The organism is Caulobacter sp. NIBR1757 (assembly GCF_027912495.1).
In the GTDB taxonomy this organism is placed as follows: domain Bacteria; phylum Pseudomonadota; class Alphaproteobacteria; order Caulobacterales; family Caulobacteraceae; genus Caulobacter.
The window spans coordinates 695,796-713,537 of the sequence record NZ_CP115463.1 but is presented as its reverse complement, the minus strand read 5'-3'; the positions used below and the strand labels follow the sequence as shown (position 1 = coordinate 713,537).

The following is a 17,742-nucleotide window of genomic DNA, read 5'->3' as shown; positions in this document are numbered from 1 at the left end:
ATGCCGCCCTTATGCCCGGCCCGGTCCTTCCGGCTCGAACCCTGACGCGCGTCTGACCGACCTTGCGGCCTCAATCAGGAGAGCCGCCTTGGCCGATATCCTCTTTCTCGCCCTCGGGCTGGGAGCCTTCGCGCTCTTCGGCCTCTACACCGTCCTGCTGCGGAAGGTCTGACCATGTGGGTCACCCTTCTCTACGGCGCCGCCGCCGTCGGGCTGGCCATCTACATGGTCGCCGCCCTCCTTCGTCCCGACAAATTCTGAAAGGAGACCTCGCATGGACTGGCGGGGCTGGGCCGAGATCGTCTTCACGATCGGCCTCACACTGGCGTTGAGCTGGCCGCTCGGCGCCTGGCTCAAACGCGTCTGGACCGGCGAGCGCACCTGGCTCGATCCGGTCCTCAAACCCGTTCAGAACGGGACCCTGGCGCTGATGGGCGTCAAGCGGGACAACCAGCAGGGCTGGGTCGCCTATGCCGGATCGGTGCTGGCCTTCAGCGCCGCCGGCTTCCTGATCCTCTACGCCATCCTGCGCCTGCAGAACCTGCTGCCCTTCAATCCGCAGGGCTTCGAGGGCCTGTCGCCGCACCTGGCCTTCAACACCGCCGTCAGCTTCGTGACCAACACCAACTGGCAGTCCTACGTCCCCGAACAGACCGTCTCGACCTTCAGCCAGATGGCCGGCCTGACGGTGCAGAACTTCGTCAGCGCCGCCGCCGGCCTGGCCATCGCCGCCGCCGTCGCCCGCGCCTTCGCCGCCGACCGGGCGGAGGGGCTGGGGAACTTCTGGACCGATGTCGTGCGCATCGTCCTCTACGTCCTGCTGCCGGTCAGCCTCGTCGGCGCCCTGGTCCTCGTGGCGCTCGGCGTGCCGCAGTCGCTGGCCGCTTCGACCACCGCGACCACGCTCGAGGGCGGCCAGCAGACCCTGGCCCTGTTCCCGGTCGCCAGCCAGGAGATCATCAAGCAGTTCGGCACCAACGGCGGCGGCGTCTTCAACGCCAACTCCGCCCACCCCTTCGAGAACCCCAATGCCTGGACCAACCTGATCCAGATCGTCGCCATGAACGTGCTCAGCCTGGCCGCCGTGTTCGCCTTCGGCCGCATGGTCATCGCCAGCAAGGAGGCCCGCGCCCTGGCCGCCGTCATGGTCATCCTGGTCGGCGCCGCGGCCGGCGGCATCTACGCCGCCGAGACCCTCACCCCCCAGCCGGCCCTGCAGGCCGCTTCGGTTCCGCACGGCCCGTCGATGGAGGGCAAGGAAGTCCGCTTCGGCGCCGCCTCGACCGCCTCCTGGGCGGCGGCCACCACCGGCGCCTCCGACGGCGGCGTCAACGGCATGCACGGCAGCTTCACCCCGCTCGGCGGCGGCATCGCCATGTTCATGATCCAGCTGGGCGAGATCCTGCCGGGCGGGGTCGGCTCGGGCCTCTACGGCATGGTGGTCATGGCCCTGCTGGCGGTGTTCGTCTCCGGCCTCATGGTCGGCCGCACCCCCGAGTACCTCGGCAAGAAGGTCGAGGCCCGCGAGATCAAGTTCGCCATGCTGGCGGTGCTGATCCTGCCCATCACCATCCTCGGCTTCACGGCCGTGGCGGCGGTGCTGCCGGAAGCGCTGAAGGGCCTGCTCAACAGCGGTCCGCACGGCCTGTCGGAGATGCTCTACGCCTACACCTCCGCCGCCGGAAACAACGGCTCGGCCTTCGCCGGCCTGACCGCCAACGCCCCCTGGTGGAACAGCACGCTGGGCATCGCCATGCTGCTCGGCCGCTTCGCCTACATCGTGCCGGTGCTGGCCATCGCCGGGGCCCTGGCCGCCAAGCCCAAGCTTGCCCCCACCGCCGGCACCCTGCCCTCGCACGGGCCGCTGTTCATCGGCCTGCTGATCGGGATCATCCTGATCCTGGGCGGCCTGCAGTTCTTCCCGGCCCTCGCCCTTGGCCCGATCGTCGAGCACTTCCAGGTGCTGGCGGCGGCCCGCTGATCCCCTTCAAGGACGCATCGTCATGTCCGATATCGCCACCGGCGCCAAACGCTCCATCGGCTCCGCCACCCTCTCCCGCGCCGTCATCCTCGACGCGCTGAAGTCGGCTTTCCTCAAGCTCGATCCGCGCAAGCTGACCGGCAACCCGGTCATCCTCGCCACCGAGGTCGTCGCCGCCCTGGCCACCGTCTCGGCCGTTGTCGCCGTCGCCACGGGCCAGCCCGCCGGCTTCCCGATCCAGATTGCGCTGTGGCTCTGGGCCACCGTCCTCTTCGCCAACCTGGCCGAGAGCGTCGCCGAGGGCCGGGGCAAGGCCGCCGCCGACGCCCTGCGCGCCACCCGCGTCACCACCAAGGCCAAGCTGCTGGTCGATCCCACGACCGGAACCTGGATCCCCACCCCCGCCCACAAGCTGGGCGTCGGCGAGGTGGTGCTGGTCGAGGCCGGCGACGTCATCCCCTCCGACGGCGAGATCATCGAGGGCGTCGCCTCCGTCAACGAGGCCGCCATCACCGGCGAAAGCGCCCCGGTCATCCGCGAGAGCGGTGGCGACCGGTCCGCCGTCACCGGCGGCACCACCGTCGTCTCCGACTGGATCAAGGTTCGCATCACCAGCGAGGCGGGCTCCACCTTCCTTGACCGGATGATCGCCATGGTCGAGGGCGCCGATCGCCGCAAGACGCCCAACGAACTGGCCCTGGCCGTGCTACTGGCCGGTCTGACCCTGGTCTTCCTGGTGGCGGTGGTCACCCTGGTGGGCCTGGGCGCCTACAGCGGCGTCAAGCTGGACCCGATGATCCTGGGCGCCCTCTTCGTCACCCTCATCCCGACGACCATCGGCGGCCTGCTCAGCGCTGTCGGCATCGCCGGCATGGACCGCCTGCTGAAGGTCAACGTCCTGGCCACCAGCGGCCGGGCGGTCGAGGCGGCCGGCGACGTCGACACCCTGCTGCTCGACAAGACCGGCACCATCACCTTCGGCAACCGCATGGCGACCGAGGTCGTCCCCGCCCCGGGCGTGCGCCCGGAAGCCGCCCTGCGCGCCGCCCTGATGGCCTCCCTCGCCGACGAGACCCCGGAGGGCCGCTCCATCGTCGACCTGGCCCGCGAGCAGGGCATAACCGCCAACTCGCCCGACGGCGCGACCTTCATCGCCTTCTCGGCTGTCACCCGTCAGTCGGGCCTCGACGCCGGCAAGGACAGCTGGCGCAAGGGCGCGGTCGACGCCGTGCTCAAGACCCTGAACCTGCGCGAGGGCGATACCCCGGCCGACTTCCGCCAGGCCGTCGACCGCATCGCCCGCTCCGGCGGCACCCCCCTGGCCTGCAGCGAGAACGGCGCCCTGGTCGGCGTCATCCACCTCAAGGACGTCGTCAAGCCCGGCGTCAAGGAGCGGTTTGCCGATCTGCGCCGCATGGGCGTCCGCACGGTGATGATCACCGGCGACAACCCGGTCACCGCCGCCGCCATCGCCTCCGAAGCCGGCGTCGACGACTTCCTCGCCGAGGCGACTCCCGAAGACAAGCTGCGCATGATCCGCGCCGAACAGGCCAAGGGCCGGCTCGTCGCCATGTGCGGCGACGGCGCCAACGACGCCCCTGCCCTGGCTCAAGCCGACGTCGGCGTGGCCATGCAGACCGGCGCCCAGGCCGCCCGCGAGGCCGGCAACATGGTCGATCTCGACAGCGACCCGACCAAGGTCCTCAACATCGTCGAGGTCGGCAAGCAGCTGCTGATCACCCGCGGCGCCCTGACCACCTTCTCGATCGCCAACGACGTCGCCAAGTACTTCGCCATCATCCCGGCCCTGTTCGTGGCCAGCCTGCCGGCCCTTGGCGCGATGAACATCATGGGCCTGCATAGCCCTGAGAGCGCCATCCTTTCGGCGGTGATCTTCAACGCCCTGGTCATCGTCGCCCTGATCCCGCTGGCCCTGCGCGGCGTGAAGTACAGGGCCATCGGCGCCAGCAAGCTGCTCAGCCGCAACCTGTCGATCTACGGCCTCGGCGGCCTGGTCGCCCCCTTCATCGGCATCAAGCTGATCGACCTGGTGGTCTCGGCGCTGGGGTGGGCGTGATGGCGCGCCCTCGCCGACAACAGTGGGCCATGAACGGGGCAGCCGCCGTGAGAGGTCCCTTCTCCCCTTGCGGGAGAAGGTGGCCCGAAGGGCCGGATGAGGGGTCGATGACCCTCAAAGCTGCGCTCGATGGCGCCCACATCAAACCCTGGGGCCGGTGCGACCCCTCATCCGTCGCCTCCGGCGACACCTTCTCCCGCAAGGGGAGAAGGGAAGCCCAGAGGTCAATCCCTCACCCGCTTCCCAGCTTCTGAAAGACAAGCGTCATGCTCTCCCACCTCCGCCCCGCCCTCGTCTCGATGGCCCTGTTCACCGCCGTCCTCGGCCTCGCCTACCCGCTTACGGTCACCGGCATCGCCCAGGCCGCCTTGCCGGCCCAGGCCAACGGCTCCCTGGTCGTCGACAACGGCAAGGTCGTCGGCTCGGCCCTGATCGCCCAGGGCTTCAGCCAGCCGGGCTACCTCCACCCCCGCCCCTCGGCGGCCGGCAAGGGCTATGACGCCGCCGGCTCCTCGGGCTCCAACTACGGCCCGCTCAACGAAGACTACGCGGCCCGCATCAAGGCCGACGCCGACGCCTTGCGCGCCGACAACGCCAGCCCCATCCCGGTCGACGCCGTCACCACCTCCGGCTCGGGCCTCGACCCCGACGTCTCGCCGGCCAATGCCGAACGCCAGGTCGCCCGCATCGCTGCCGCCCGGGGAATGGCTCCGGACCGGGTGCGCGCCGTCATCGCCAAGGCCACCCAAGGCCCCACGCTCGGCTTCCTCGGCCAGCCGCGCGTCAACGTCCTGAAGGTCAATCTGGCCCTCGACGCCGCCAGCCGAACGGAGCAACGTCCCGCGCGATGACGCCCGACGAGCCCCGCCGCCCCGACCCCGACGCCCTGCTGGCGGACGCCAGGTCGGCCGGGCGCGGCCGGCTCAAGGTCTTCCTCGGCATGGCCCCCGGGGTCGGCAAGACCTTCGAGATGCTCAGCGCCGCCGCCCGCCTCAAGGCGAGCGGCGGCGACGTGCTGGTCGGGGTGGTCGAGACCCACGGCCGCCAGGAAACCGAGGCGCTGCTGGACGGCCTGGACGTGCTTCCCCGGCGGCCCATCGAATACAGGGGCCGGGCCCTGATGGAGTTCGACCTCGACGCCGCCCTGGCCCGCAAGCCCGGCGTCCTGCTGGTCGACGAATACGCCCACTCCAACGCCCCCGGCTCCCGGCATCCCAAGCGCTGGCAGGACGTCGAGGAACTGCTGGCCGCCGGCATCGACGTCTGGACCACCCTCAACGTCCAGCACCTCGAAAGCCTCGTCGAGGTGATCTGGAAGATCACCGGCGTGCGCCAGCGCGAGACCGTGCCCGACAGCGCCCTCTCCCGCGCCGACGACATCGAGGTGATCGACATCACCCCGACCGAGCTGCGCGAGCGGATGGCCGCCGGCAAGGTCTACGTCCCCGAGACCGCCCGCCTCGCCGCCGACCGCTTCTTCAAGCCCGAGAACCTCACGGCCCTGCGCGAACTGGCCCTGCGCCGCGCCGCCCAGACGGTCGATGACCAGCTCACCCAGGCCATGAAGCGGGCCGGGGTCGAAGGCCCCTGGGCGGCGGGCGAGCGCATCCTGGTCCTCATCGGCCCGGATGGCATGGCCGGGGCCCTGGTCCGGGCCGGCCGCCGCCTGAGCGACATGATGATGGACGCCCCCTGGACGGTGGCCCACATCGAGCGGCCCAATCGCGGCGCGGGGGACCCGGCCGGCGGCGTTCGGCTGAACGAGGCCCTCAAGCTGGCCGAACAGCTGGGCGGCTCGACCGTCGTCCTGACCGGCGACGATCTGGTCCAGACCGTCCTCGACCACGCCCGCCGCAACAACATCACCCAGATCGTCATCGGCAAGTCGCGGCGCTCCCGCTGGCGCAGCCTGCTGGGCCGCTCCCTGGCCCCCGCCCTGCTGGAAGAGGCGGCCGGCGCCGCCCTTCACATCATCACCGACGCCGCCGCCGATGGCCGCACCGCCCCGCCCGCACGCCCGCACAAGGGTCGCCTGCAATGGCGCGGCCAGCTGGGCGCCCTGGGCCTCGTCGCCGTCGCCCTGGCCGTCGCCTGGGCGATCGACAGCAAGGTCGAGAACGCCAACCTGGCGATGATCTTCATGCTCAGCGTGCTGGGCTCCGGCCTCGCCTTCGGCCTGTGGCCGGCAGTCACGGCGGCGACGGTCTCGGCCCTGCTGTACAACTTCCTGTTCCTCGAACCGCGCCTGACGATGCTGATCGGCCACCCGGCCGACGTCCTGACCTTCGCCGTCTTCTTCGCCGCCGCCCTGACCACCGGCTATCTGACCGGCCGGGTCCGCGACCAGGCCCGCGCCACCGCCCGCCGCGCCTCGGCCGTCTCGGCCCTGCTGGCCTCCAGCCGCCGGCTGTCGGGCGCCGCTCGCAAGGAGGACGCCGCCACCGCCCTGGCCGAACAGCTGGCCGCCGCCACCGGCGGCAAGGCCGTCGTCCTACTGCCCGGCGGCGACGACATCATCGCCACCGCCGGCGCCCCGAGCCTCGACCCCCTGTCCGCCGCCGACCTCGCCGCCGCCCGCTGGACCTGGGAAAAGGGCGAGCCGGCCGGGGCCCGCACCGGCACCCTGCCCAACGTCGCCTGGACCTTCCGGCCCCTGCAGGGGGTCAAGGCCCGGGCCGGCGTCGTCGGCCTGGAGCCGCAGGCCCTGGCCGCCGAAGAGGACGAGCGCTTCGCCCTCGCCCTGCTCGACCAGGGAGCCATCGCCCTCGAACGGGCCGAGTTCGCCGCCGAGGCCGCCGACGCCGACGCCCTGCGCCGGTCCGACCGCCTGCGCTCGGCCCTGCTCAACTCGGTCAGCCACGACCTGCGCACGCCGCTGTCCACGGTGCTGGGCGCCGTCACCACCCTGATCGACTTTGGCAAGGCCATGAAGCCGGCCGTCCGCGACGACCTGATGCTGTCGATCCGCGAGGAGGCCGAGCGCCTCAACCGCTATGTCGGCGACCTCCTGGACATGACCCGCATCGAGGGCGGCGCCCTGAAGACCCGCCGCGACTGGACCGATATTCGCGACGTGCTGGCCGCCGCCATCGCCCGGGTCGAACGCCGGCTGGAGACCCGCACCCTCAGCCGTGACTTCCCCGCCCAGCTCAGCATGGTCATGGCCGACCCCAGCCTGCTGGAACAGGCCCTGGTCAACATCCTCGAGAACGCCATCGCCTACAGCCCCGACGGCTCGACCATCGAGACCGCCGCCTATGAGGATCGCGGCAACGTCGTCATCTCCATCGAGGACGAGGGCCGCGGCATCCCGACCGCCGAGCTCGAACGGGTGTTCGAGCGCTTCCGCCGCATGGAGGAGGCCTCCGACCGGGGCAAGGGCGCGGGCCTGGGCCTGGCCATCTCCAAGGGCTTCGTCGAGGCCATGGGCGGCCGCATCGCCGCCGCCAGCCCCATTCACGATGGACGCGGCACGCGCATTCTGATCTCCCTGCGCAAGGAAGTCGTCACCCCGGACCACCTGCTTTGACCGCCTTTCGGCCGCGCATTCTCGTCATCGACGACGAGCCCCAGATCCACCGCTTCCTCGGCCCCGCCCTGGAGGCGGCGGGCTACGAGCCGATCCGCGCCGACGACGCGACCAGCGGCCTGCGCGAGCTGGCCCGCAAGGCGCCCGACGCCGTCATCCTCGACCTCGGCCTGCCCGACATGGACGGCAAGGAGGCGCTGGCCAAGGCGCGCGCCTTCTACGATGGCCCCGTCCTCATCCTCTCGGCCCGCGACCGCGAGACCGAGAAGATCGACGCCCTCGACGCCGGCGCCGACGACTATGTCGAAAAGCCCTTCGGGGTCGGCGAGCTGCTGGCCCGCCTGCGGGTCGCCATGCGCCACCGCCTGCGCCGCGAGGGGGCAGAGGAGATCATGCGTTCGGGCGACATCGAGATCGATCTGGTGGGCCGCCGCGTCACCCGCGCCGGCGCGGCCGTGCACCTGTCACCCAAGGAATACGACCTCTTGGCCGCCCTCGCCGGCGGCAGCGGCCGGGTCCTGACCCACCGCCAGATCCTCACCGCCGTCTGGGGCCCGGCCCACGAACAGGACGTCCAGTACCTGCGCGTCTTCATCGGCCAGCTGCGCCAGAAGCTGGAGGCCGATCCGTCGAGCCCGGGCGTGATCCTGACCGAGCCAGGGGTCGGGTACCGCTTCGGCTGAAATCGAGGGCCGAAAAACCCTTCTGTCACAACCACTTAACGAATATGTCTAGACATATTCACCCGGCCTTCACCCCGCTTTGCGCCCCTCGCGGCGCCCTCGACCGGCGGCGTAGGTCGCGGCGTTGCGCTTTCGACCCACAAACCCCGCGCATCGACCTACAGACCGACCTACGCCCGGACCTACGAACGCAGGACAGCGGCCAACGCAAAAGCCCACGAATCCGGGGATTTTAGCTGCCCCTCGACGCGTCCAGACCGCCGCCGTCTTTTTTGTGTAGGTCGAGCGGGCCGGGGTATAATGGTCAGCCGCTTCGATAACCCCCGCAGCCCGGCATGGCCAATGGAGGCCCGCCGGGTCCTGACTGCGGAATTCGCCCGGCCCCTCTAGTGGTCTTCCTCTTCCCCCGCCGCCACCCGTTCGCGGTGCCGGGTCATGGCGTCGCTGAAGGCCGCCGCCAGGATGCCGGTCGGCAGGGCGATCAGGCCGATGCTGGTCACCGCCGTCACCGAGGCCAGCAGCTTGCCCAGCGGGGTGATCGGATAGATGTCACCGTAGCCGATGGTCGTCAGGGTCGCCACCGCCCACCACAGGGCGCGGGGAATGGAGCCGAACTTGTCGGGCTGGGCGTCGCCCTCGGCCAGGTAGAGGAGAGTCGCCGAGAACACCATCAGCCCGATGCCGGCGAACAGGCTGAGGAACAGCTCGGCCCGCCGCGAACTGATCGCCTCGCCGATATGCCGCCAGGCCGAACTCATCCGCCCCAGCTTGGCCAGTCGCAGCACGCGCAGCAGGCGGAAGGCCCGCAACAGCGGCCCGGCCGGCGCCCCGGGCGTCAGGGTGGCGATGATGGTCAGGAGATCGATGAGGCCGCTGAACGAAAACATGAACCGCAAACGCTTGCGCCAGCCGCCTTCCGGCCCGGGCCGCTCGGGCGCCACCCACAGCCGGGCCAGGTACTCGACCACGAAGACGGCGCCGAAGACGAACTCGGCAAGGAAGAACAGCCGGGCGTTTCGGTCATGGATCGTCGGTTCGGTGGCCACGATGGCCACCAGCGAGGCGAAGACGATGAACACCGCCAGCGCCCAGTTGGTCGGCGACAGGCCGCGGTTGCGCGCCTCCGGGTCGAGCTGGCGATAGAGCCTGGCCCTCAGGCTCCGCGGCGCGTTGTCCGGCATCGTCTCATCCCCTAACCGGCGCGCACCAGCCGCCGCTCCCACAGGGCCGCAAGATGATCGATCGGCATCGGTTTGGCGAACAGATAGCCCTGGAAGGCGTGCACCCCGGACACGGCCAGGAACTTGCGCTGTTCCTCGGTTTCGACGCCCTCGGCCACCACCTTCATGCCCAGCGCCCGGCCGACGCTGATCACGGCGTGGACCAGGGTGGCGCTGGTGGTGTCGTCCGGGCAGCCGACGATGAAGCAGCGGTCGATCTTCAGCTTGTTGAACGGATAGAGGCGCAGCTGGTTGAGGCTGGTGTAGCCCATGCCGAAATCGTCCAGCGCCACCGAGACGCCCAGCGCCTGCAGCCGATCGATGGCGACCTTGGCCTCGTCCTCGTCGGCCAGCACGGCGGTTTCAGTCAGTTCCACCTCCAGCCGGCCCGGCGGGAAGGCATGCTTCACCAACATCGCCGACAGGTCGTCGACGAAGCTGGGGTCGGCGACGTCCAGGGCGCTGGCGTTGATGCTGACCGGCAGCCCCTCCAGATGCAGGGTGTCGACCATGGCCTGATGCATCACCCAGCGGGTGATCGGCCCCATCAGCCCGGCCTTCTCGGCCAGGGGGATGAAGCGGTTAGGACCGATTGGCCCCTGGGTCGGGTGGGTCCAGCGGATCAGCGCCTCGCAGCCGGTCACCGACTGGCCGTCACGGCTGAACTGCGGCTGGTAGGCCAGGCTGAACTGGCCGCGCTCGGCCGCCTTGGCCAGCGCCAGGGTCAGGGCGGCGTCCTCCGACGACAGGGCCGGCGCGGCCTTGGGGGCCGGCGTGTGCGCGTCGAGGACTGCCAGCGTCGCCGCCAGCTGGTCCTGCAGCCGCTGGCCGCCGGCGACATCGACGACGCCCTCGTCCCGGGCCCGGGTTTCCAGGTCGGCGCAGATTTCGGCGACGGCCCGGGCCCCGATGTTGAGGCTCATCGACTTGAGCGCATGGGCGGCGCGCGCGGCCCCGTCCGTATCCCCAGCCTTGGCGGCCTCGCGGTAGGCCTCGACGGCCGGGCCGGCGTTCTCGCGGTAGAGCCGGCGGACGCGCTCGACGAAGTCCCCCTTGCCGGCCTCGGCCATGCGGGCCAGTTCGGCGGTGACCTCCGGATCGAGCAGGTCGCTGACCGGGGCGGTCGCCGCCAGGCTGACCGGCTCGACCGGGGCCGGCGCCGCCGCCGCCGACGGCGCGACGAAGCGGGCCATCACCGCCGCCAGCCCGGCCAGGGTGAAGGGCTTGTGCAACACATCGTCCATTCCCGCCTCGCGCCACTGCTCGGCGGCGCTGCCGACCACATGAGCGGTCAGGGCGACGACCGGCGTGCGGCGGTCCACTTCACGGGCACGGATCTCGCGGGTCGCCTCGTAGCCGTCCATCAGCGGCATCGAGCCGTCCATCAGCACCAGATCATAGGCTCCCGCGAGGGTGGCCTCGACCCCCTGGCGGCCGTCCTCGGCCATGTCACAGACGGCGCCCAGCCGCGAGAGGGCCTCCATGGCCACCTCGCGGTTGACGGCGCTGTCGTCGACGACCAGCACCCGCCGGCCGACAAACCCCGGCAGGGCGTTCGTCGCCTGCGCCGCCTCGGCCTCGCCCGGATCGGTCAGGGTCTCGCCGGCCGCCACCTGGGCCAGGGCCCGCATCAGGTCCCCCCGCCGCAGCGGCTGGATCAGGCCTGCGTCGGCCCTGCCGGATCTGATCAGGGCGGCGGGCCGGGGATCGCCGTACTCGCCGAGCACCAGGGTCGGCGCCGCGAGCCGCGTCCCCTCCAGCGCCGCCGGATCGGCGATAACCAGCGCCGCGCCGGCCTCCTCCAGCGCCTGCGGCGTCATGCCCGCCGCTGCCAGATACCGTGTCGTCACCGCCCGCGTGCAGGGCCCGGCCAGCGACAGCCCGACCGGCGCGGCCAGCTGTGGCCAGGGCTCTGCCGCCTCCACGGTTTCCAGCGGCGCGCTGAAGCCGAACACCGATCCCCTGCCCACCTCGCTGGCCACCTCGATCTCGCCGCCCATGGCCTCGACCAGCCGCTTGCAGATGGCCAGGCCGAGGCCCGTGCCGCCGAACCGCCGGGTGATCGACTGGTCGGCCTGGGTGAAGGCCCCGAACAGGCTGCCGATCTTGTCGGGCGCGATGCCGATGCCGCTGTCCCGCACCCGCAGCCGGATGCCGCCCTCATAGGGCTCGACGGTGATCATCACCCCGCCGGTCTCGGTGAACTTGATGGCGTTGTTGACCAGATTGCCGACCACCTGCCGCAGCCGCGTCGGATCGCCCATGACCCTGGCCGGCGTCGCCGGATCGACATAGGCGGCGATATCCAGCCCCTTGGACCGGGCCCGTTCCCAGAACAGGCTGGCCACGTCCTCGACGATCTCGGCCGGATCGACCGGCGCCGCCTCCAGTTCCATCTTGCCGGCCTCGATCTTCGAGAAGTCGAGGATGTCGTTGATGATCGCCAGCAGGCTGGACCCCGACTTGGCGATGACCTCGGCGAACCGTCGTTGCCGCGCCGGCAACTCTCCGGCCGCCAGCATCTCGGCCATGACCATGATGCCGTTCATCGGGGTGCGGATTTCGTGGCTCATCGTCGCCAGGAAGTCGCTCTTGGCGGCGTTGGCGTTCTCGGCGGCGTCCTTGGCCACCCGCAGATCAGCGGTGCGCTCGCTGACCGTCCGCTCCAGGCCCTCGACATGGCCGGCGATCTGCCGGTCGCGGGTGCGCACCTCGGCCAGCATGGCGTTGAAGCCCTCGACCAGTTCGGCGATCTCGGCGTCGGCCTGGGTGTCCGCCTGGGTCGGCTTGTCATAGTCGTGGGTGGCCCGCACGGCGGCCATGCTGTCCTTCAGCGACAGGATCGGCGCCGTGATCCGGCGCTGCAGCCGCCAGGCCACCAACAGTCCCACCAGGGCCGCCACCAGCCCGGCCAGCAGGCTGACCACCAGCGCCCCGCCCAGCCGGCCGAGGATGCCGCTGGTCTCGCCCAGCAGCACCACCTGGCCGACGGCCTCGCGGCCATACACGACGGGGGCCCGCACCTCGACCGTGCCCGATCTCAACAGCGAGACGGTCGAGGCCCCGCCCTTGACGTCCACCTGCACATCCCGGCTCAGCCGGGCGCCGGAGCCGGTTTCGGCCAGGGTGCGCCCTTCCGGCGTCTCGATGCGGGCATAGGACACACCGGGAAGCAGGTTGATCGCCCGCAGCGATATGTAAGCCTTGGAGGCGCTTTTCTGCGCCGTCGCCTCGGCGCTGGTCGAGGCCAGTACGGCGGCGGCGGCGCGGAACTGGTCGAGTTGCAGGGCGGCCTCGCGGCGGCCGTCGCGAACGGCGCTGACCAGGGTCATCACCGCCACGGCGACGCCGACCGACGCCAGCACCAGCAGGGCCAGGCGCGTGCGGATCGAACTTCTGCGTCGGACCCCCGACTTAGCGATCACCAAAAGTTCCATTCATTCCGAGACTTATGCCACCTGCGACGTTACGCCCCATTAATTTCCTTGTGCTTAATACGAGGACTCAGAACGCGGTCGGGGAGTGAAATATGGAGGCGCGGGTCCAGCTTCGGCGGGCCTTCTACTACTCGGCGCAGGCCGATCTTCGTCTGCTGTTCGTGGACGACGATCCCATCCTGCGCGAGTTCGCCTCCGTGCATCTGGCCTCCGAGCACATGCGGCTCGAGACCGCCGCCGACGGGGCCGAGGGCCTGGCCGCCATCGCCGCCGACAAGCCCGACCTGGTCCTGCTGGACCTCGACATGCCCAACATCGACGGCTTCGAGGTGCTGCGCTCCCTGCGCGCCGATCCCGCCACCGAACACCTGCCGGTCATCGTGGTGACGGGCCGCGAGGACACCGCCGCCATCGATCGCGCCTTCGACGCCGGCGCCACCAGCTTCATCGCCAAGCCGATCAACTGGCGACTGCTCAACTACCAGGTCCGCTACGTGCACCGCACCTGCGCCAACGAGGCCTTCCTGCTGGAGGAGCGCCGCCTGATCGGCCAGGACCGCGCCAGAACAGACGCGGCGCTGAAGGCCGTCGCCCGCGAGGGTTCGCGCTTCCTGGGCCAGGCCCTGCGCGCCAATCCGCAACTCCGCGAGGCGGCCGCCGCCTTCGCCGCCGCCGTCGAAGCCGCCGCCGGCGGGCCGGAAATACCCTGATGGCCGCCGGGCGTCGCTTGCTCAGCCTGGCGCGCCGCCTGCGGGATGACCGGCGTGGAAACGTCATCACGACCTTCGCGCTGGCCGTCCCCGCCATTTCAGTCCTGGCCCTCGGCGGCATCGACCTGGCCAGTGTCAGCGCCGACAAGCAGAAGCTGCAGGCTATCGCCGACAGCGCCGCCCTGATGGCCGCCAGGCAGCTGGGCATGGCCGACAACAACGGCCTGGCCGAACGGACCAGGGCGACCATCGCCGCCCAGCTGACCGATCTGGCCGGCCGGATGACCTACGGCGCCTCCGTCACCCCCGACACCGATGAGGGCACGGTCCAGGTCCAGCTGACCGTCAACCGCAACAGCTTCTTCGCCAACATGCTGCCGCCCGGCGGCTGGAATTTCACCATCACCGCCAACGCCCAGAGGATGGGCGTCACCCCCCTGTGCGTGCTCAGCCACGGCGGTGACAAGAACGACCAGATCGAGCTGAAGGACACCTCCAACCTGGCGGCGGCCGCCTGCCTGATTCACTCCAACTCCGACATCAAGGTCGCCGGCGGCGCCGCGCTTGCAGCCGGCATCGTCCAGGCCTCGGGCCTGGCCAGCGGGCCGATCACCCCGACCGCCCAGACGGACGCCCCGGTCATCCCCGACCCGTTCGCCGCGATGACCATCGGCCAGCAGGGCGCCGCCTGTACGCCCACCGACCTGCTGGCCGAACTCCTGCCGCTGGTGCTGCTACCCGGCATCCATTGCGGCAACATCGTCGCCGGCAAGAGCGCGACGATCACCCTGTTGCCGGGCGAGCACTATTTCCAGAAGGGCAAGCTGGAGCTCAAGGAGGACGCCGTCCTGACCGGCGACAACGTCGTGCTGATCTTCGGCAAGGACGCCGACTTCCAGTTCAAGGACAGCGCCCAGATCCGCCTTTCAGGCCGCCGCCAGGGCTCCTACGCCGGCTTCGTGGTCGCCACCACGCGCGACAACAACCACACCTTCGAGATCTCGTCGAGCGCCGCCCGCCAGTTGCTCGGCACCGTCTACATTCCCAACGCCACCCTGCTGGTGAAGGGCAAGAACCGCGTCGCCGACCAATCGGCCTGGACCGTCATCGTCGCCAAGTCGATCAAGCTCGACGAGAACCCGGACCTGGTCATCAACAAGAACTATGCCGGCTCCAGCGTCCCGGTCCCGGGCGGGGTGGGCGACAAGGCGGCGACCGCCGCGGTGCGGCTGACTCAGTAGGGATCGCTGAACACCCCCTCCTGGAAGATCGTCTCGCCAAGCCAGGGATGGACAAAGCGCATGGCGAAGCGGAAGCGGCCGCCGCCCAGGTCCTCATGCACGACATGGGCCGCGCCCGGGGTCAGCAGGGTCGGCAACGGGACGACCAGCGGTCCCAGCACCCAGACATAGCCCTTGCCGCGAAAATGCAGGGCGCCGCCCTCGACGGAGACTTCCGAACGCATGCCAAGACCGCCGCGCGCCACCTCCAGAAGCTCGCCCGCCCGGCCAAGCTGCTTGCGCGAGGTGACGAGGATTTCGGGGCGGCCCTCGAAGCTGTACCAGCGGTCCCAGACCAGGCCGCGCCCGTCCATCCGCACCACCACCCGCATGGGCACGGCCTCGCCGGTCCAGGGGGCCAGGGGCATGCCGATCAGGCGGCAGGCATGGGCGAGGAAGCGGCCGAAACGGCTGGCCCGAACCACCAGTTCGCCGGGATAGACGATCTCCTCGCCGATGCGGTGAACGCCGAAGCGTTCACGAACCGCCAGCGGCAGGCGGCTCCAGGCGGCCTCGCCGACCAGGCGGCGGAAGTCGAGCACCCGGGGCGGCGGCGACGCCGGCCGGACCCTGTGTCGTCCAACCCAGCCCGCCAGCGTCCCCATGACCGACCCTCCCCTACCGTCCGATGAGTTTGGCGATGCGCCCGCCAAGAGCGATCAGCTTGATCAGCGTCGGCCGCGGCACATCGCGCATCTGGCGGTGCCAGCCGTCGAGCTGGACCAGGAAGCCCTGCATGGTTTTCAGCCGCTCGCGGGCATAGGCCGGCGTGGCCTTGTCCCCCTCGGCCTCGGCGACGCAGGCGCTGAGCATCTCCAGGGTCGGGTCGATCTCGCGGCGCTTGCGGCCCTCGACGATCAGTTCGAGCATGTCCCAGGGGTCGGTGCGGGCCGCGAAGTGATCGCGCCGGTCACCCTCCAGATGGACCAGCCTGATCAGGTCCCAGCCCATCAGCTCCTTCAGGCTGGTCGAGACATTGGAGCGGGCAACGCCCAGCGCCTGGGTGATCTGTTCGGCGTGCTGTGGCGTCTCGGCCAGGTAGAGCAGGGCGTGGATCTGGGCGACGGTGCGGTTCACCCCCCAACGCTGGCCCATCTCGCCCCAGTGGAGGACGTAGCGGCGCATGGCCGGCGTAATCTGGGCGGGAGGGACCTGCATGGCATTTCGCCTGTTTCTGTTATGACAGAAATAGGCGAAATAACTTCGGGATGCAAGGGATGGATTGGGGGGGCGAGTCTTGGGGGCTGAAAAGGAAACGGGGAGGAAGCCCCAGACCTCCTCCCCGTAGAAACGCCAGCCCTGGCCTGAGGCCTTGGCCGTCGGCCGACGTTTGTCCCTTACGGCTGACCGAGCGTGAAGGTCACGGTGCGGCCGACCAGGTCGGACGGCGGACGCGTCACATCAGTGTCCTTGGCGGCGCTCTTCACGGCGGTGTCGAAGTCGGCCGAGCCGCTGGTTTCAGCGATGGTGACGCTGTCGGCGCCGGCCGAGCCGAGGCGCAGCTTGATCTTCACGGTCTTGCCGTCGTCAGCCAGGCCAGCGGCTTCGACCTTGGCCTGCAGCGCGGCCTTGGTCTTGGCGACCCAGGCGTCGGAGCCGACGGAGGCGTTGGCGGCGGAGGCGCCGGCGATGGCGATCAGGAGGGCGCCGGCGAGGGGGATGATGCGGTTCATGACAAGGTCCTTGTTGTTTCCGGGGGAGGAAAAGTTCGACGCATCCGCGCCGTCTACACAGGGGTAGAGGACACGGGATATGCGAACGGATGCGGACGGTGGGATTAAGTCTTGGTAACGTCGGACACGCCCCCGTGAGACCGCCAGACCCTTGATTGGCTTGGGGTTTCGCTGCAATGCAGCAAAGACTTGGCGAACCCGCCGCAGGGTGTGCTAGAAGGTCCGACCTCAGTTTGAATGGCCCCACCCGAGGGCCTGTGGAAGGTATCGTCGATGTCGCAAATCAAGTCGGTGGGCGTGATCGGCGCCGGCCAGATGGGCTCAGGCATCGCCCACGTCTGTGCCTTGGCCGGCTATGAGGTGCGTCTGCACGACCTCGACCCGGCGCGCATCGTCGCCGCGCTGGAGAACATCGCGCGCAACATGAGCCGCCAGGCGGCTCGCGGCGTCATCGACGCCGCCGCCGTCGCCCCGGCCATGGCCCGGATCAAGCAGACCGACGATGTCGCCCTGATCGGCGCCGCCGACCTCGCCATCGAGGCGGCCACCGAAGACGAGGACATCAAGAAGGCCATCTTCCGGAGTCTCGCGCCGCACCTGGGCGAGCACACCCTGCTGGCCTCCAACACCTCGTCGATCTCGATCACCCGCCTGGCCTCGACGACCGACCGGCCGGAACGCTTCATCGGCCTGCACTTCATGAACCCCGTGCCGCTGATGAAGCTGGTCGAGGTCATCCGCGGCATCGCCACCGACGTCGATACCTACGAGACGGCGGTCAACTTCGCCCGCAGCCTGGGCAAGACCACCACCAATGCCGAGGACTTCCCGGCCTTCATCGTCAACCGCGTGCTGGTGCCGATGATCAACGAGGCCATCTACACCCTCTATGAGGGCGTCGGCACGGTGGACAGCATCGACACCGCCATGAAGCTGGGCGCCAATCATCCGATGGGCCCGCTGGAGCTGGGCGACTTCATCGGCCTGGACACGGTGCTCAGCATCATGAACGTGCTGCACGAAGGCCTGGCGGACTCCAAGTACCGCCCCTGCCCCCTCTTGGTGAAGTACGTCGAGGCCGGCTGGCTCGGCCGCAAGTCGAACCGGGGCTTCTACGACTACCGTGGCGAGACCCCGGTTCCGACGCGCTAG

At 70.1% G+C, this 17,742-nt stretch carries 13 protein-coding genes; 8 read left to right on the top strand and 5 right to left on the bottom strand.

Annotation, left to right across the window (positions count from 1 at the left end):
• Nucleotides 1-274 precede the first annotated feature (274 nt).
• The 5 genes from kdpA (at nt 275) to O5I81_RS03330 (ending at nt 8,270) form a co-directional block, all read left to right on the top strand.
• Entirely contained in the window at nt 275-1,981 is a 1,707-nt protein-coding gene (gene kdpA / locus O5I81_RS03350; RefSeq protein ID WP_271067529.1) for a potassium-transporting ATPase subunit KdpA, read from the top strand.
• 22 nt (nt 1,982-2,003) lie between these two features.
• Entirely contained in the window at nt 2,004-4,058 is a 2,055-nt protein-coding gene (kdpB, locus tag O5I81_RS03345; RefSeq protein ID WP_271067528.1) for a potassium-transporting ATPase subunit KdpB, read from the top strand.
• A gap of 266 nt (nt 4,059-4,324) precedes the next feature.
• The gene (gene kdpC / locus O5I81_RS03340) at nt 4,325-4,909 is read left to right on the top strand and encodes a potassium-transporting ATPase subunit KdpC (RefSeq protein ID WP_271067527.1); all 585 of its coding nucleotides are present in this window, start codon (nt 4,325-4,327) and stop codon (nt 4,907-4,909) included.
• Entirely contained in the window at nt 4,906-7,587 is a 2,682-nt protein-coding gene (locus tag O5I81_RS03335) for a sensor histidine kinase KdpD (RefSeq protein ID WP_271067526.1), read from the top strand. Before kdpC ends, O5I81_RS03335 begins: the two co-directional genes overlap by 4 nt.
• Nucleotides 7,584-8,270, top strand: a complete 687-nt coding sequence (locus tag O5I81_RS03330; protein ID WP_271067525.1) for a response regulator — start codon at nt 7,584-7,586, stop codon at nt 8,268-8,270. The genes O5I81_RS03335 and O5I81_RS03330 overlap by 4 nt, the downstream gene beginning before the upstream one ends.
• 386 nt (nt 8,271-8,656) lie before the next feature.
• Here O5I81_RS03330 and O5I81_RS03325 read toward each other — a convergent pair whose 3' ends face one another.
• Together O5I81_RS03325 and O5I81_RS03320 are read right to left on the bottom strand one after the other, a co-directional pair.
• Nucleotides 8,657-9,451, bottom strand: coding sequence for an ion transporter (locus tag O5I81_RS03325; RefSeq protein ID WP_271067524.1), 795 nt, complete (start codon nt 9,449-9,451; stop codon nt 8,657-8,659).
• 11 nt (nt 9,452-9,462) lie between these two features.
• The gene (locus O5I81_RS03320; protein ID WP_271067523.1) at nt 9,463-12,915 is read right to left on the bottom strand and encodes an EAL domain-containing protein; all 3,453 of its coding nucleotides are present in this window, start codon (nt 12,913-12,915) and stop codon (nt 9,463-9,465) included.
• Between the two features lie 104 nt (nt 12,916-13,019).
• Here O5I81_RS03320 and O5I81_RS03315 point away from each other — a divergent pair, with 104 nt between their 5' ends.
• Entirely contained in the window at nt 13,020-13,637 is a 618-nt protein-coding gene (locus tag O5I81_RS03315) for a response regulator (RefSeq protein WP_271067522.1), read from the top strand.
• Nucleotides 13,637-14,878 carry a TadE/TadG family type IV pilus assembly protein gene (locus tag O5I81_RS03310; protein ID WP_271067521.1) on the top strand — a complete coding sequence of 414 codons (1,242 nt, stop codon included), beginning with the start codon at nt 13,637-13,639 and terminating at the stop codon, nt 14,876-14,878. Before O5I81_RS03315 ends, O5I81_RS03310 begins: the two co-directional genes overlap by 1 nt.
• Here O5I81_RS03310 and O5I81_RS03305 read toward each other — a convergent pair.
• The 3 genes from O5I81_RS03305 to O5I81_RS03295 form a co-directional block, all read right to left on the bottom strand.
• Entirely contained in the window at nt 14,872-15,522 is a 651-nt protein-coding gene (locus O5I81_RS03305; RefSeq protein ID WP_271067520.1) for a DUF4166 domain-containing protein, read from the bottom strand. The two genes, O5I81_RS03310 and O5I81_RS03305, sit on opposite strands and share 7 nt — an antisense overlap.
• 13 nt (nt 15,523-15,535) lie before the next feature.
• A complete protein-coding gene (locus O5I81_RS03300) occupies nt 15,536-16,075 on the bottom strand; it encodes a MarR family transcriptional regulator (protein WP_271067519.1) in 540 nt (179 codons plus the stop codon).
• Between the two features lie 179 nt (nt 16,076-16,254).
• Nucleotides 16,255-16,590: a TonB C-terminal domain-containing protein gene (locus O5I81_RS03295; protein ID WP_271067518.1), complete on the bottom strand. Its 336-nt coding sequence runs from the start codon at nt 16,588-16,590 to the stop codon at nt 16,255-16,257.
• A gap of 273 nt (nt 16,591-16,863) precedes the next feature.
• Here O5I81_RS03295 and O5I81_RS03290 point away from each other — a divergent pair, with 273 nt between their 5' ends.
• Nucleotides 16,864-17,742, top strand: coding sequence for a 3-hydroxybutyryl-CoA dehydrogenase (locus O5I81_RS03290; RefSeq protein ID WP_271067517.1), 879 nt, complete (start codon nt 16,864-16,866; stop codon nt 17,740-17,742).

Coding starts and splice junctions, on each gene's coding strand:
- O5I81_RS03325 (WP_271067524.1), bottom strand. CDS start 9,451: ATGCCGGACAACGCGCCGCGGAGCCTGAGGGCCAGGCTCTATCGCCAG.
- O5I81_RS03335 (WP_271067526.1), top strand. CDS start 4,906: ATGACGCCCGACGAGCCCCGCCGCCCCGACCCCGACGCCCTGCTGGCG.
- kdpB (WP_271067528.1), top strand. CDS start 2,004: ATGTCCGATATCGCCACCGGCGCCAAACGCTCCATCGGCTCCGCCACC.
- kdpC (WP_271067527.1), top strand. CDS start 4,325: ATGCTCTCCCACCTCCGCCCCGCCCTCGTCTCGATGGCCCTGTTCACC.
- O5I81_RS03290 (WP_271067517.1), top strand. CDS start 16,864: ATGTCGCAAATCAAGTCGGTGGGCGTGATCGGCGCCGGCCAGATGGGC.
- O5I81_RS03300 (WP_271067519.1), bottom strand. CDS start 16,075: ATGCAGGTCCCTCCCGCCCAGATTACGCCGGCCATGCGCCGCTACGTC.
- O5I81_RS03310 (WP_271067521.1), top strand. CDS start 13,637: ATGGCCGCCGGGCGTCGCTTGCTCAGCCTGGCGCGCCGCCTGCGGGAT.
- O5I81_RS03305 (WP_271067520.1), bottom strand. CDS start 15,522: ATGGGGACGCTGGCGGGCTGGGTTGGACGACACAGGGTCCGGCCGGCG.
- O5I81_RS03295 (WP_271067518.1), bottom strand. CDS start 16,590: ATGAACCGCATCATCCCCCTCGCCGGCGCCCTCCTGATCGCCATCGCC.
- kdpA (WP_271067529.1), top strand. CDS start 275: ATGGACTGGCGGGGCTGGGCCGAGATCGTCTTCACGATCGGCCTCACA.
- O5I81_RS03315 (WP_271067522.1), top strand. CDS start 13,020: ATGGAGGCGCGGGTCCAGCTTCGGCGGGCCTTCTACTACTCGGCGCAG.